Origin of the sequence: Clostridium sp. AF34-10BH (genome assembly GCF_003478095.1) — a bacterium.
GTDB lineage: Bacteria > Bacillota > Clostridia > Lachnospirales > Lachnospiraceae > Acetatifactor > Acetatifactor acetigignens.
This window is the reverse complement of the sequence record NZ_QUEC01000030.1, coordinates 33,779-47,973: the sequence shown is the minus strand read 5'-3', so window position 1 is coordinate 47,973 and position 14,195 is coordinate 33,779. Positions and strand designations below refer to the sequence as shown.

General features: G+C 46.3%; 16 protein-coding genes. 2 read left to right on the top strand and 14 right to left on the bottom strand.

The window, feature by feature from the left end:
* Positions 1–117 precede the first annotated feature (117 nt).
* Together DWZ61_RS16450 and DWZ61_RS16445 are read right to left on the bottom strand one after the other, a co-directional pair.
* Positions 118–1,800 carry a DAK2 domain-containing protein gene (locus DWZ61_RS16450; protein ID WP_022312914.1) on the bottom strand — a complete coding sequence of 561 codons (1,683 nt, stop codon included), beginning with the start codon at positions 1,798–1,800 and terminating at the stop codon, positions 118–120.
* 13 nt (positions 1,801–1,813) lie between these two features.
* On the bottom strand, positions 1,814–2,173 hold the full coding sequence (locus DWZ61_RS16445) for an Asp23/Gls24 family envelope stress response protein (protein WP_022312913.1): 360 nt from the start codon (positions 2,171–2,173) through the stop codon (positions 1,814–1,816).
* 262 nt (positions 2,174–2,435) lie between these two features.
* Here DWZ61_RS16445 and rpmB point away from each other — a divergent pair, with 262 nt between their 5' ends.
* Positions 2,436–2,621, top strand: coding sequence for a 50S ribosomal protein L28 (gene rpmB, locus DWZ61_RS16440; protein WP_022155072.1), 186 nt, complete (start codon positions 2,436–2,438; stop codon positions 2,619–2,621).
* A gap of 87 nt (positions 2,622–2,708) precedes the next feature.
* On the opposite strand, the gene DWZ61_RS16435 is transcribed toward rpmB, so the two are convergent.
* Genes DWZ61_RS16435 through DWZ61_RS16420 form a run of 5 tightly spaced genes read right to left on the bottom strand, consistent with a single transcriptional unit; the run spans position 2,709 to position 5,211 of the window.
* The gene (locus DWZ61_RS16435; RefSeq protein WP_118539730.1) at positions 2,709–3,269 is read right to left on the bottom strand and encodes a hypothetical protein; all 561 of its coding nucleotides are present in this window, start codon (positions 3,267–3,269) and stop codon (positions 2,709–2,711) included.
* 11 nt (positions 3,270–3,280) lie between these two features.
* Entirely contained in the window at positions 3,281–3,424 is a 144-nt protein-coding gene (locus DWZ61_RS19845) for a hypothetical protein (protein WP_022312912.1), read from the bottom strand.
* A 55-nt stretch (positions 3,425–3,479) separates the two neighbouring features.
* Positions 3,480–3,905, bottom strand: a complete 426-nt coding sequence (locus DWZ61_RS16430) for a GerW family sporulation protein (RefSeq protein ID WP_022312911.1) — start codon at positions 3,903–3,905, stop codon at positions 3,480–3,482.
* 23 nt (positions 3,906–3,928) lie between these two features.
* Positions 3,929–4,894 (bottom strand): DUF2953 domain-containing protein, encoded by a 966-nt coding sequence (locus DWZ61_RS16425; protein ID WP_118539729.1) that lies wholly within the window; start codon positions 4,892–4,894, stop codon positions 3,929–3,931.
* Entirely contained in the window at positions 4,888–5,211 is a 324-nt protein-coding gene (locus DWZ61_RS16420) for a hypothetical protein (RefSeq protein WP_117466318.1), read from the bottom strand. The genes DWZ61_RS16425 and DWZ61_RS16420 overlap by 7 nt, the downstream gene beginning before the upstream one ends.
* A gap of 125 nt (positions 5,212–5,336) precedes the next feature.
* Between DWZ61_RS16420 and DWZ61_RS16415 the strand changes: the two genes are divergently transcribed.
* Complete coding sequence (locus DWZ61_RS16415) at positions 5,337–6,389, top strand: HD domain-containing phosphohydrolase (RefSeq protein ID WP_147354729.1); 1,053 nt, start codon at positions 5,337–5,339, stop codon at positions 6,387–6,389.
* A 25-nt stretch (positions 6,390–6,414) separates the two neighbouring features.
* Here DWZ61_RS16415 and DWZ61_RS16410 read toward each other — a convergent pair whose 3' ends face one another.
* From DWZ61_RS16410 to ruvA, 7 genes are all read right to left on the bottom strand, one after another.
* A complete protein-coding gene (locus tag DWZ61_RS16410) occupies positions 6,415–6,855 on the bottom strand; it encodes an NUDIX hydrolase (protein ID WP_022312907.1) in 441 nt (146 codons plus the stop codon).
* Between the two features lie 20 nt (positions 6,856–6,875).
* Positions 6,876–8,375, bottom strand: coding sequence for a penicillin-binding transpeptidase domain-containing protein (locus DWZ61_RS16405; RefSeq protein ID WP_337763393.1), 1,500 nt, complete (start codon positions 8,373–8,375; stop codon positions 6,876–6,878).
* A complete protein-coding gene (locus tag DWZ61_RS16400) occupies positions 8,362–9,687 on the bottom strand; it encodes an FtsW/RodA/SpoVE family cell cycle protein (protein WP_118539725.1) in 1,326 nt (441 codons plus the stop codon). Before DWZ61_RS16400 ends, DWZ61_RS16405 begins: the two co-directional genes overlap by 14 nt.
* Before the next feature lie 19 nt (positions 9,688–9,706).
* A complete protein-coding gene (locus tag DWZ61_RS16395) occupies positions 9,707–11,932 on the bottom strand; it encodes a U32 family peptidase (RefSeq protein ID WP_118539723.1) in 2,226 nt (741 codons plus the stop codon).
* A 72-nt stretch (positions 11,933–12,004) separates the two neighbouring features.
* On the bottom strand, positions 12,005–12,406 hold the full coding sequence (locus DWZ61_RS16390; protein ID WP_022312903.1) for a cell division protein ZapA: 402 nt from the start codon (positions 12,404–12,406) through the stop codon (positions 12,005–12,007).
* A gap of 125 nt (positions 12,407–12,531) precedes the next feature.
* A complete protein-coding gene (gene ruvB / locus DWZ61_RS16385) occupies positions 12,532–13,521 on the bottom strand; it encodes a Holliday junction branch migration DNA helicase RuvB (protein ID WP_022312902.1) in 990 nt (329 codons plus the stop codon).
* A gap of 15 nt (positions 13,522–13,536) precedes the next feature.
* Positions 13,537–14,163 (bottom strand): Holliday junction branch migration protein RuvA, encoded by a 627-nt coding sequence (gene ruvA, locus DWZ61_RS16380; RefSeq protein WP_118539721.1) that lies wholly within the window; start codon positions 14,161–14,163, stop codon positions 13,537–13,539.
* Positions 14,164–14,195: the final 32 nt, after the last annotated feature.

The window sequence follows — 14,195 nt, the reverse complement described above, 5'->3', positions numbered from 1 at the left end:
CGTATTGTGACCGCTTATGTACCGCTACGCTCTGCGACAGAGCGCGAGCGTGCTGCGTTTCTTATACCCTGCCAAGGGCTACGGGGATTTGATAGCATTTCTTAACTAACTTTCTATTTACTCTACAGAAACAGTATAGTAATAAATAGGTTGTCCGCCATACTGCAGTTCAATATCGCATGCAGGATAAGCCTCTTCCAGATCTGCACGCAGTGCTTCAGCAGCATCTTCTGCTACATCACAGCCATAGTATACGCTGATCAGTTCGGAATCCTCATCTACCAGCTCGGCGATCATATCACGGGTCACCTTTACCATATCGGTGCCAACGGCTACAATACCCTGATCACCGATACCCATGAAGTCATCCTTCTTGATCTCCTTGTCATCGATCACGGTATCACGTACCGCATAGGTAACCTGGCCGGTCTTGACATTCTTGATCTCACGGAGCATGGTCTCTTCATTCTCTTCCACAGACAGCTCAGGAACAAAGTTGATCACAGCAGTGATACCCTGAGGAATGGTCTTGGTGGGAATGACTAAAAGCTCCTTGTCAGTCATCAGTTCCGCTGCCTGATTGGCTGCCAGAATGATGTTCTTGTTGTTCGGAAGCACGAAGATTGTCTTCGCATTCACCTTGTCTACTGCATCCAGAATATCTGCGGTACTGGGGTTCATGGTCTGTCCGCCCTCGATGATATAATCCACACCGAGACTCTTGAACAGTTCACTCAGGCCGTCACCTACAGAGACTGCCAGAAATCCTACTTCCTTGGGAGGCTGTGCAGCCTTCTCTTCTTCCGCTTTCTTCTGCGCTGCTTCTTTTTCGGAGAGCTTGAACAGCTTCTCCTGATGCTCTAAGCGCATATTGTCGATCTTCATGTTGGATAATGCACCATACTTCAATGCCTTCTGGATAGCCAGACCGGGATCATTGGTATGTACATGTACCTTGACCACATCGTCATCCGCAACACATACGATAGAATCACCAATGGACTCTAAAAATGCCTTGAAATCCATCTCTGCTTTTACGTTGAAAGGCTTATTTAACAGAATGATGAATTCGGTGCAATAACCGAACTTGATCTCTGCCTCTGCCTGTACTTCCAGAGAACTCTTGGTATCCTCTGCCTTCGCAGTAGCTGCGGGAGCTACGGTCAGATCGATCTCCTTACCTAAGAATGCGTCATACGCACCACTTAAAACTTCTACCAGACCCTGTCCGCCGGAATCCACTACGCCTGCCTGCTTTAATACGGGCAGCATCTCAGGCGTCTGGCTCAGTACGTAACGGGCATGTTCGATCACAGATCCTAAAAACTGCTCCAGATCCTCTGCACCATCTTCACACAGCTCCTTTGCCTTATCGGAAGCACCTCTTGCTACCGTAAGGATCGTACCTTCCTTCGGCTTCATAACAGCCTTGTATGCGGTCTCCACCGCTTTATCAAATGCACGGGTCAGAACAGGAATATCCAGAACCTGCTCTTCCTTGATGCTCTTAGTAAAGCCACGGAACAGCTGGGACAGGATAACACCGGAGTTACCTCTGGCACCACGCAGGGAACCGCTGGAAATAGCCTTGCACAGGGCAGCCATATCTGCATCCTCGCCCAGTGCTGACACTTCTCTTGCAGCAGACATGATCGTCATGGTCATATTGGTTCCGGTATCTCCGTCAGGAACGGGGAATACGTTCAGTTCGTTGATCCATTCCTTTTTATTCTCTAAATTCTTGGCGCCGGCTAAGAACATCTTGGAAAGCATCTTAGCGTCGATTTGTTGTAAAGCCACAATTACTTCCTCCTTAATCAATCACTCTTACACCTTCAACAAAGATGTTGATCTTTTTGATCTCAATACCGGTAAACTCTTCCACTTTGTATTTTACGTTGCTGATCAGATTGTCGGTGACAGCCAGAATGCTGACGCCGTAAGCTACGATCACGTGGAAGTCCAGAACCAGTTTATTGTTGTCCAGGGACACATTGATGCCTCTGGTGATGCTGTCCATCTTAAGCAGCTTTACCAGACCATCCTTCATGCTGACTCCGGCCATACCTACGATACCAAAGCACTCTACCGCCACGCTGCCGGCATACTGTGCAATGACTTCATTATCAATGACAATATTTCCCATATGGGTATTCATAGAAGAACCTTTCATATAGAACCTCCTTCATATTCGGATCACTTGTTTCTTCCGATATGTCTGCCTGAAAATCTACAGTTCAGACATATATAAATGTATTTTAACAGCTTTCCTTTGAAAAAGAAACAAGAAAATAAAAAAAATAAATATTTTTTGCTTGCTTTTATTTTGGTTTTCTGTTAATATATCAATGTTGTGAGCATTTCACACGTATTTTATTGAAAAAATTTGTTTAAAAGTAAGCGTAAGATGCGCGTTAGATCGAGGAGGTGTCAAGATGGCTAAATGTGATATTTGCGGTAAGGGCGTTCATTTTGGTAACAACGTAAGCCATTCTCATAGAAGAAGCAACGCAATTTGGAACTCTAATGTTAAGAGCGTTAAGTGCAAGGTTAACGGCGGAGCTAGAAGAATGCATGTCTGCACCAGCTGCTTAAAATCTGGTAAAGTTGAAAGAGCTTAATCTTCTGCGATAATATTGGATTTTAAAAAGCCAGAAATGAAATTCATCATTTCTGGCTTAATTTTTTGCTTGTAATTTTCCATGCAGTTACCAGAACCGCTCTTCCTGTTTCCGTTTCAGATATTCCTTGTTGATCTGTCCGGCCAGTTCACCGTCACCGAACAGGTTGTCCGGATGAAAGATCTTGATCAGATCCCGGTATCTCTTCCGTAAAGCCAGTGGATTATTGACTCCCCGGAATAAAAGCTGTACCGCTGTAAAACTGCCTTCTCCGGTAGCCTGCCCTGTGGCCTGCTGTTCTCTGGCTTCCTCTATGAGTATCTGCCGTTCCTGTTCGAACTTCTTCCGGTCTTCTTCCAGCTGTCGGAACCCCTCCTGTAAAATGGCCATTTTCTTCTCAAAAAACAGATTCTCTTCCTTCAGCCGTTTCCGTTCCATGATTGTACGACGGTTTAATTCATCCAGCTCGTCCCGCAGTTTCACCCGCTCATCCAGAAATTTGTTCCGGGCCTGTTCCAGTTCCGTACGCTCCTGCTCCAGCTCTGAGCGTTCCTGTTTCAGACGCATATTTTCCTGGAAAAGCCACAGTTTTATTTCTTTCAGTTCTTCGGTACTCTCTGCCTTAATGACCTCTTCCCAATCAATCATACTGCACCCTCTTACTCGCAACCACAGAAAAGATAATACCCTGCAAATAATAAAAGTGCTACCATGATCAAGCCGATAAAACGGTTATGGATCACAAGCATGAGCAGCATGCCGACAGCCACAAAAAAGAGTATCAGACCAATGATCTTCTTCATCTATCAAACGGATCCAGACTGTTCTCACTTTATTATATGCAGAGTATTTTAAATATTACTTGTCTTCTGTAGTTTTCTCTTCCTCTTCAGGAAATGCGATATCTACCACTTCCGCATCGGACATTTCTTCTTTTTCCTTCGGCTGGGTAAATTTATCTACGATATCGGGAATCATATCCAGAATCTTGGTGACTGTATCCTGATTCTTGATATTTACCAGCTTGGTGGAACCGTTTTTGATGACCAGAACCGCACTGGGGGTCATCTTACCGCCTAAGCCTCCGGCTCCGGATGCGGATTTTTTCTCGGAATTATTGCCGGCTCCGGCACCGACACCAAAGGTGACATCCACAAGCGGCAGGATGATCGTATCGCCGATCTTTGTAGCCTCACCGACTACGGTTTTAGTGGATAACACGGTATCCATACCCTTCAACAGGGATTCTACAACGCCCTGAAACTGATTCTCTTTGTCTGCCATAACAAACCTCCTGTTTTACACTGTTATTTTTTTTGTGTCTTCTGATATTGTCTGATTTTATGCAACAATTCCCGTAATCGCCGATCTAAAAGCAGTCGGACGGAATGGAATAATACACAGGCCGCGGTAAAATGTCCGGAAGCCTTGAAATCCCCTTCCAGAATCGCCTGTTCAAAATCCGGGGTAATGCAGATCCCCTTTCCCAGCTTCGGAAGCACCATTCCGTAGATACCATACAGATATCCCGTAGTATCCGGGGAACCGGTGCCGACCGTGGCATTGACCGTAAGCTTTCTCGGGCGCAGCCGCTTCCAGATATGTCCGAAACGTTTCCCGGCATGTTTCAAAAGTCCCTGGGTATCCGGGTCATTCCATAGGTTCTTGTAAAATGCAATGTTTTCCAGAATATTTTTGATTTTATCACAAATCTTTCGGACTGTGTACCGGATTCTTGTAAAAAATCCGTACAGACGATCCGTAATCTTCCCGGGAGCTTCTCCCGCTGGCTCCGGCGTTCCCGGTTCCGGGATTCTGGAATTCTCCCTTTCCGCAGCAGACTCAACATCTGCGGCCGTTGCCGAGAATGCCGTGGGATCTTCTGCTTCGATCAGCTTAGGCGTCCCGACAGATTCCGGGGTATGTTCTTCTGTTGTCTGCTCCGCAGAAGCGGGTGTTTTCTCGTTCCCTGTCGTTTCCGTAGATGTCCGGTCTGTTTTCTCCGGCTTCTCTATGGAAGAATCATATAGCGTAAAGAATAAAAACTTTACGCAAATTTTCCCGGGATCAGGATAATCGCAGTTCATCCGCAATAGACCGAACAGCCATTTTACTCTCGCGGTGATAAAGAATTCCTCTACCGTCCGTTTTCCGGCAGCTTTGTAAGAAATCGGAAAGAACAGAACCAGGAGAATTACCACCAGTGCGATTCCCAACAGGATCAGAAGCACGATCCCAAGAATACTCAATATTTTAAAAAGAATCGTCAACATAGTAAATACTCCCGCAGATTACAGTCCCCTCTGGCTTTCAGGCACTCTCCGGTGATCCGTTCGATCAGCTGCAGCGCATCCTCGTAGCCGGAAGCCATACCGAGAACGAGAAATTCTTCGTCCTTATAATGAGGCTGTACCAACTGTCTGGCATCAAAAATATCCAGCTGATCCGCGGGATTTCTGGCCGGAGTGATCAGATATACATTGGCCAGAAGAGGCTTTTTATTCAGCCTCTTTTTTAGTTTATCCAGTTTTTCCGGCGCGATGCCCTCTCCAAGATAGAGATTTTGCGCAAACTTCAGCTTTCCTGCCATACACAAGTTCCTTAAATCTTTTTCTCCTAGTATAGCATAGTTTCCTTTATATTACAATTTTTGTTACTTGACTTTTTAGCATGATATTTTATACTTGAATTAGTACAAATGAGGAGGATACAGCTTTGAAGGTTATTACTAAAATGGAGTTACAGCCGGATATGGTCCTGGGGGAGGACATTCTGGATCAGGATCGTGTGATCTACCCTGCAGGAACCACCATCACTCCGCAGATCATTGAGAAATTGAAACGGTACAATCTGGTATGTGTCACCATAATGGAAGATGTTGATTTCGCCACTACACATTATGCCAAGATTCGTTTTGATTCTAATTTCAAAGCATTCGAACGTGCTTATCCGTTGTTTTTGGGACAATATAAATTAGCCATGAAACAACTGCTGATCATGGGAAGAAAACCGGCGGATATTATTCTGCTGACAATTTACAACGAATTGTATTATTATATTACTTCCGGCCCGGTACTGTTAGACTATCTGTACAATCTGATGCCCAGTGAGGATGAACTCACCTACACTCAGGGATTGAACGCTGCTCTTCTGGCCGGAACCTTTGCCGACTGGCTGGGAATGAATGAAGAAGAGAAAAATACGCTGATCCTCTGTGGATTCTATTATGATATCGGTAAGCTGCAGCTGCCCTACGAACTGCTATGGAAGCCCGGCAAACTGACGGATGAAGAATTCAAAGTTATCAAGACTCATCCTGTAGTCGGTTATACCACCGTACGTAATCAGGATCTGAATGAGCATGTGAAAAATGCTGTGATCATGCATCACGAACGACTCGATGGCAGCGGCTATCCTTACCATATGTCCGGACAGAGAATTGATGTCTTCGCAAGGTATATTGCCATTATTGATGCCTATATTGCCATGGCGTCTCCCAGAACCTACCGTAATGCGTTGACACCGTTACAGATTCTTGGGAATTTCGAAAAGAGTCTGGATAAATATGACGTGGAATTATTGATGCCGATCATGAAACGTATTGCAGATGCCCAGATCGGAACCAGCGTGGAACTGAATGACGGAAGCATCTGGGAAGTACTGATCATTCATCCCAACAAATACTCCCGTCCCATTTTAAAAAATGATAAAAACGAATTTGTAGATCTCTTGCAGAGACCGGATCTGGAAATCGTCAAGAATGTTTAAAAATATTTCAGAAAAGCAGGAATAATCAATTTTTCCATTGATTATTCCTTTTTCTTTCCTGATAATCCGCATAGGCTTTTTCCAGAATCTGCTTTTCATTGGCAAATTTCAGAAGATGATATGCTTCATGATATTTGTAAAAGCCGGAATCCACAAAATACTCTTCTCTCTGGGGCTTGCTGTAATAGCTGTCCGTTCCCATCAGATACCAGTGGACTTCCTTCTCCACCACATCTTCCGGTACGGTAAAAGAATACTCGCTTCTGCCGATATAATCTACAATGTATGCCTTGGAACCGCTTTCCTCCAGTACTTCCCTGAGTGCAGTCTCCTCATGGGTCTCCCCGGCTTCGACGGTACCCTTCGGCAATACCCAGCCTTCATATTTATTCTTAATGTTCTTATACAGCAGCAGGATCTTCCCACGAAAGATCACAACGCCACCGCAACTGGTAGCCTCTATCATGATTCTTTTGACTCCTCCGATCACTCTTTCTGGTTGAAGTAAGCATCAAACAGACGTCTTGCAATGGGAACTGCGTAATCACCGCCACTTCCTGCACCCTCTACGATAATGGTGACACAGACTTCCGGGGCTTCTGCGGGAGCAAAACCGGTAAACCAGGCATGGCTGTCACCCTTGATATTATTGTATTCCGCAGAACCTGTCTTACCGGCAGCCGTATAGTTTAAACCTCTTAACTTGGAAGCAGTTCCCTCTTCCACAACATCGGTCATCAACTGTTTCAGAATCGCAGATTCGTCCTCTGTCATCAGACGGCCGTATTCCGATGCCTTAAAGCTTTTTACCACAGTACCTTCATCATTTTCCACATGATCAATGACATAGGGTTTCATCAGAACACCATTGTTGGCAATGGCACAGGTGATCATATTCAGATGCATCGGTGTGATCTGGGTCTTACCCTGACCGATGGAGGTCTGCATCATTTCCGCGGAAGGTGTACTTTCGGAGACGATAGCCGAGCTTTTGGCATAATTCAGCGTAAGTGGCAGATCTTTATTGAACAAAAGGTCATTCAGTGTCTCCTGAAAAGCCTCTCTGTCCAGGCTCATTCCAATATTGGCAAAGGACGAGTTACAGGATTTTGCAAAGGACTTCTGAAAGCTGACCTGTCCGTGACTGGAACCGTGATAACAACTGATTTTGCTGTCTCCCACCCGGAAAGAACCATTACAGTTATAAGAATAATTCTGATACGTGGTGGGATTCTCCCGGATATATTCCAATGCCGTTACGATCTTGAAGGTGGATCCGGGCGGATATAGTCCCTGGGTGGCGCGGTTCAACAGTACTGTACTGGAATCATTGTCGATCAGATCATCCCAGATCTCCGGAATGGTATTCGGATCAAAATCGGGATGAGACACCATTGCCAGAATCTTGCCGGTAGACACTTCCGTTACAATGATGGCACCACGGTAAATATCCAGCTGGTCGTTGGCCACCTGCTGGATATGGACATCCAGTGTGGTATATACATTATCTCCGGGATTCTTTTTCCCGGCAGTATCGTTTTTCACTTTATTGCTCAGGGAGGTATTGGTGTTGATCAGATAGTAATTGGCCAGAGCCTCCACTCCCATGCGTCCCTGGGTGGAATAACCTACGATATGAGAAAACAGATTCTTATACGGATAGTTTCGAGTCTCCTCTTCATCCGCATCCAGTATCGTCTCTGCCAGAACATCCCCATCCCTGGAATAAATGGATCCGCGGTAATTGCGGGACAGCAGAATCTGCTGACGGGAATTATAACTGTTGTTGATCATATCCTGTTCGCTGGTTGCCACAAAATGACACAGATAGACCAACAGGCACAAGAACAGGACACCGATGCTTCCGGCAGAAAGCCAGATTTCCCGCTGGTTGCCCATACGTTTTCTGTTCCGGGCGTCCTTTTTGCTGTCGGCATCTTTTTTCTGTGTATTTTTCTGCGTATTCTGCGCCTTATTTTCTGCCACCTCTGCGCTCTCCTTCCTTCTGCAGGCGAATATAGATTCCCTGTATAATGAAAAACATGATCATGGTCGTCATGACGGAACTTCCTCCATAGCTGATGAAAGGAAGTGTCACTCCGGTCAGTGGAATGAACTTGGTACCGCCGCCAATGGTCAGGAATATCTGGAAAATATACATAATACCGATGCCGTATACGATCAGCTGATAGAATCTGTCATGAATGCATACTGCCACCCGCATCATTTCCAGAAAACTGCTGACACAGATCAGGATCAGACATATTCCGAAGATCACGCCCAGTTCCTCGCAGATGGAAGAAAAGATAAAGTCCGCTTCCACATAAGGAATCGCTGTGGGATTACCTTTTAACAGTCCCATGCCGAACCAGCTTCCACTGCCGATGGCAAATAATGACTGGGTGATCTGATAGCCTTTATTGTCAATATATTTCCAGGGATCCTGCCAGGCCAGTACTCTGACCCGTACATGATCAAACAGCTGATAAGCCAGATAAGAAGCCGCACCTCCGCCGACAAGTCCTGCCAGAAGATACAGATAATTTCTTGTGGCAGCAAAAACCACAAAAACAAAGCCCACGAAAAAGATCAAAGCACTTCCCAGGTCCTTGGATACTACCAGGATCACCACATGGGCTCCCGCAATGATCGCCGTCAGAACGACTCTCTGGAAGGAGACATTTTCCCACAACGCTCCCGCCAGAAAGAACAGGAACAGGATCTTGACGAATTCCGAAGGCTGGAACGTGATTCCTCCCAGGGAAAATGAAATCTTGGAACCATGGGTCACCTCTCCCAGGATCAGCACCGTACTGAGCAGCGCAATTCCCAACGTGGCATACAGCCAGGTGATCTTCTTAAAAAAGTGGATCTTTCCCAGCAGATACGGAACCAGCAGGGAAAAGATCAGAGATACCAGTACGATCACATATTGCCGGATGGCCTTGTCAAAAGATAATCTCGATACGATGCAAAGACCGATTCCCAGAAGCATACACATATTATTCAGCAAAAGCCTGTTAATATTCTCGTAGATCAGCGATACCATCGTGATCGTGGCAAACAGAAAGATCAGTATAAATGCAAAGAAAAACAAATACTGAAAATCTCCGCTGACAAGGGACAGGTTCAGAAAACAGAGGACCTGCACCAGAAACATCAAAAGATCCTGTAAAATAAATACTCCACGATGCTTCTCTCCCACCGGATACCGAAAGGTATAAAAACAGCTTGCCGTATATAACACCATAAAAAAGGCGATAAAATATTTGGATAATTCAATCACATATTCCTGCATGGATCCAAAACCTTTCTGTCTATTCTACTCCACGTTTTTCATGACCGGTGGTATATTCCCCATAGGGCAATTCCTTACGGGTACCGGCAAAATACTCCAGGACTTCCAAAGTCTCGGTCTCATTTTCCGTGGTAAAATCCAGCCGTCCGGTCACCAGGCCGCTCCATTTACATAATTCCTTGTGCAAGGAAAGCGGAACACTGTTATAGATCACATTAAAACAGTGGGTACAATTCCGCTGAACCGGAAATCTTTTATGATAGCGGTCGATCAGATCCAATGCCTTCGGATTCTCCTGCGGCTGACACCGGTCAGTGGTCTTCTGCACGCAGTTGGCGGTGACCATCATAGGGATCCTGCCGTATATTACTTTTTCCGCAGGAAACGCAGGATCCAGAATGTCCCTCTGCTCTGCGGCATTCAGCTCCAACGGCAGACAATAGCCGTCTAAGAATGCCTTCCAGAAATCCCGGCTGGTCCGGTTCCAGAGATACAGACTATGATCCCCATAGATTTCTTTTCCGGTAAAATTCCATTGTTTTAATAACGCGATATGTTCCATGTTTGCTGCCTGAAAGCCATTTATATATGTCAGATTTTCCAGCAGCAATTTCCGTAATTTTTCAAGATACTGCCCATCCCGCAGGCGCAGGATCTTCGGCAGAGCGATCACAGATTGGATCTCTTTTTCAGTAAGGCTTCTCAAAATCTTCTCCGCAGCGGACGGATCCTGTAACAGGAAATCCGCATCCAGATAGAGTCTGAGTTGTCCGGCGGTTCTGACTGGATCTTTCCAGAAGGATGAACCGCAAAAGCCCTGGCATTGTTCCGGGGTCCGTATCGTGATAGCCCATTTTTCATCGGATTTTTGAGACTTTATACTATCGTTTTTCCGAAAATCACCATCGTCAGCCAGTGTCGGAGCTTTTTCGGAAGTTCTCTCATAAGGGAAGCCGTTTGCAAGGATCACTTGCTCCTCCAGCAGGGCAAGTCCCTTTCGGCGTAACTCGTTGATAGCTTTTAACGGGTAGAAAGCATTGTCACTTACCCGGATTCCGAGGGAGTCCTCCAGGTGGAAGTGACTGTCGCCAAGTTTCCCCAGCTGTTTTGCTATATTTTCCTGTGTGATGGGCTGTCGGGAAGCTTCTTCTACCACATTCCCTTCTACGGTGACTGCACTCTCTCCGGTCCACAAATACAATTTTGCGGTCTCCCCGGTCAGGAATTCAGCCTGCATGGATACCGGAAGGGTCAGCCTGTGTTCCAGATGCTCCTTCCGGATATTCTGAAGCAAAGTCTCATCACTACCGCTGTAAGCCGGGCTGTCCAGAGTCACCATCTCCCCGCCGTTGTGCTTGTGATAATAACCATCCTGTCTCTCACTGCGGATATAGAGGCAGGAAAGCGTATGCATATCTGCCGCAGAAATCTTCTGAGGAGCTTTGGAATCCGCATAATACCGGTCAATATATTTGCGATAAATTGCCGCAACTCCGGCGGCATATTCCGGCTTCTTCATACGGCCTTCGATCTTAAAGGAGTCGATCCCTGCCTCCAGAAGTTCCGGAATATATTCAATGGTACACATATCTTTCAGGCTTAAAGGATAACATTCCTTCGGATGTTTTCCAGTGGTATAGGGCAGGCGACAGGGCTGGGCGCAACGTCCTCTGTTGCCACTTCTGCCCCCCAGAATACTGCTGAACAGGCACTGTCCGGAATAGCAATAACACATGGCTCCATGGATAAAGCATTCGATCTCAAGCCCTGTGACTTCCTTGATCCTGCGGATCTCCGCAAGGCTCAGCTCTCTGGCGGGAACTACACGACAGGCCCCCTGTTCCTTCAGAAAAGCTGCCCCATACTCCCCTGTAATGGTCATCTGAGTGCTTCCATGGAGTTCCATCCTGGGAAAATGTTCTCTGAGATATGCAAACACTCCCATGTCCTGGACAATCACCCCATCCAGTCCGGCCCGGTAATAGGGCAATACATATTCATACAGTCCGGAAAATTCCGATTCTTTTACCAGTGTGTTTACCGTCAGATATACTTTTCGCTGAAAAAGATGAGCATACCGGATGCAGGCAACCAGTTCTTCTTCCGAAAAATTTTCCGCATAAGCTCTGGCCCCGAAACGGCTGCCACCCAGATATATAGCATCCGCACCGGCATGGATAGCCCCGTAAAAGGCTTCCGCATTTCCGGCAGGTGCCAGTAATTCTACTTTTTTTGCTGCTTTCATAGATTTCAGATTTCCTCTATTGCATTCGATTCATATAAGCAAATAGCTGCCCGAAAACGGACAGCTATCAATTTATTTGTCTTTTAATTCTGTCTCCAGACGTACAATCTTCTTGGCGTCTTCATTTAACTGCTTTTGCAGTTCCTTCCCCTGCTTTTCTGCATTTTCCAGTTTGATCTGTGCTGAAATCAGTTCATGCTTCAGATCATAAAGCTCTTTTTCCTTGCCCTGCAGTTCTTCCTCCAGAATGGAGATCTGCTTCTTGGCTTTAAAATAATCATCTGCAATATTCAACTGGAGCAGAATGTTCTGCTTATCCAGAGGTTGTCTGCGAAAGCCGTCCAGCTTCCCGTATTCGGTAATCTTTCCGTTGATGTAGGAAGCAATTTTCTGCATATAATCTTCACTTTCATAGCCGCTTAAAGTAAATACTTTTCCGCCTATGATCACTTCTGTATCTGTCTTAGGTGACATCTCAACACCCCTCTTAACACTCTTTTGAAAACACAATATATGCCATTTACGCAAAAATATAATACAAGATTTATTATATATCAGAATGTATAGGGTGGCAAGTAAAATTTCGTAAGCTGCACGTATCAATTCAGTCCCAGATGATGATAGGTAAGATCTGTGACTACACGGCCTTTGGGTGTTCTGTTCAGAAATCCGTTCTTGATCAGATAGGGTTCGTAGACATCCTCTATCGTACCGGCATCTTCACCGATGGCAGCTGCCAGGGTATCCAGACCCACGGGACCTCCGTCGAATTTCTCAATGATCGTGACCAGAATATTGCGGTCGATATGGTCCAGTCCCATCTTATCGACATCCATCAGATCCAATGCCGTTCTGGCTACCTCCTCGGTAATGATCCCGTCGTATTTGACCTGCGCAAAGTCACGGACACGTTTTAAGATCCGGTTCGCCAGTCTCGGTGTACCGCGGCTTCTTCTGGCCATTTCCTTTGCTCCGGCCGGTTCGATCTCCACGTCCAGGATCCGGGCGGAATGCATGATGATCTGCTGTAATTCCTCTATGGTATAAAATTCCAGATGATGGATCATGCCGAAACGATCCCGCAGAGGTGCAGTCAGAAGTCCGGCACGGGTGGTCGCTCCCACCAGAGTGAATTTCGGTAGCTCCAGACGCACAGATCTGGCACTGGAACCCTTTCCGATCATAATATCGATGCAGTAATCCTCCATGGCCGGGTACAGTACCTCTTCCACCTGACGGTTCAGCCGATGGATTTCATCCACGAATAACAGATCTCCCTCCTCCAGATTGTTTAGGATCGCTGCCATTTCACCGGGCTTTTCAATCGCAGGGCCACTGGTCACCTTCATATGCACACCCATTTCGTTGGCTATGATTCCTGCCAGCGTGGTCTTGCCCAGTCCGGGAGGTCCATAGAACAACACATGGTCCAGTGCATCTCCGCGCTGCTTGGCTGCGGTAATATACACCTTCAGGTTCTCTTTGATCTTGGACTGGCCAATATAGTCGTCCAGTGTCTGGGGCCGCAGAGAGCCTTCCAGTTTGATATCTTCTTCTGTGATATTTGTCTCTATCATTCTTCTAGGCATAATTTATCCGGTTCCTTAAAACAATTTTTTCAGGGCAGCTTTCAGAATCGCGCCGGAATCCATGGTCTCCACATCCTCAAGGGCATTGACAGCCTTGAGGCTCTCTGCCTGTCCGTATCCCAGTGCCACCAGTGCTTCCACGGCTTCCTTTTTCTTCTCACTGTCAATATGCAGGCTGCCGGCAGTCAGGATTCCCTGGGCTCCGCCTGCGACGATCTCTCTGGAGATCAGTGTATCATCAATGGAGATCTTATCTTTTAATTCCAGAATCAGGCGCTGCGCCGTCCGGGCTCCCACTCCCGGGGCCCTGGAGATTGCCTTGGCATCCCCGGACATAATGGCAAACCGCAGAGAATCAGCATCCATGACCGATAATATTGCCAGCGCTCCCTTTGGACCGATTCCGCTGACTGTAATGCACAACTTGAACATTTCCAGATCACTTCTGGAGAGAAAACCATATAGTAAAAAGGCATCTTCCTTCACATAGGTATAAGTGTAAAGCCGAACTTCTTCTCCTATTCCCGGCAGCCTGGAGGCTGTATCCGCAGAAATCCTTACATTGATGCCAAATCCGTTGACATCGATCACAGCGTTATCTACCGTGGCATCTTCCAAAAAGCCATTCACATATGCAAACATGTATACTAAGTCCTCGTCTTTCCTGTCCTGCA

Bases quoted from the DNA above. Each gene is read 5' to 3' on its own strand.
- DWZ61_RS16445 (WP_022312913.1), bottom strand. From the start codon at position 2,173: ATGAAAGGTTCTTCTATGAATACCCATATGGGAAATATTGTCATTGAT.
- rpmB (WP_022155072.1), top strand. From the start codon at position 2,436: ATGGCTAAATGTGATATTTGCGGTAAGGGCGTTCATTTTGGTAACAAC.
- DWZ61_RS16435 (WP_118539730.1), bottom strand. From the start codon at position 3,269: ATGATTGATTGGGAAGAGGTCATTAAGGCAGAGAGTACCGAAGAACTG.
- DWZ61_RS19845 (WP_022312912.1), bottom strand. From the start codon at position 3,424: ATGAAGAAGATCATTGGTCTGATACTCTTTTTTGTGGCTGTCGGCATG.
- DWZ61_RS16430 (WP_022312911.1), bottom strand. From the start codon at position 3,905: ATGGCAGACAAAGAGAATCAGTTTCAGGGCGTTGTAGAATCCCTGTTG.
- DWZ61_RS16425 (WP_118539729.1), bottom strand. From the start codon at position 4,894: ATGTTGACGATTCTTTTTAAAATATTGAGTATTCTTGGGATCGTGCTT.
- DWZ61_RS16420 (WP_117466318.1), bottom strand. From the start codon at position 5,211: ATGGCAGGAAAGCTGAAGTTTGCGCAAAATCTCTATCTTGGAGAGGGC.
- DWZ61_RS16410 (WP_022312907.1), bottom strand. From the start codon at position 6,855: ATGATAGAGGCTACCAGTTGCGGTGGCGTTGTGATCTTTCGTGGGAAG.
- DWZ61_RS16400 (WP_118539725.1), bottom strand. From the start codon at position 9,687: ATGCAGGAATATGTGATTGAATTATCCAAATATTTTATCGCCTTTTTT.
- DWZ61_RS16395 (WP_118539723.1), bottom strand. From the start codon at position 11,932: ATGAAAGCAGCAAAAAAAGTAGAATTACTGGCACCTGCCGGAAATGCG.
- DWZ61_RS16390 (WP_022312903.1), bottom strand. From the start codon at position 12,406: ATGTCACCTAAGACAGATACAGAAGTGATCATAGGCGGAAAAGTATTT.
- ruvB (WP_022312902.1), bottom strand. From the start codon at position 13,521: ATGCCTAGAAGAATGATAGAGACAAATATCACAGAAGAAGATATCAAA.
- ruvA (WP_118539721.1), bottom strand. From the start codon at position 14,163: ATGTTTGCATATGTGAATGGCTTTTTGGAAGATGCCACGGTAGATAAC.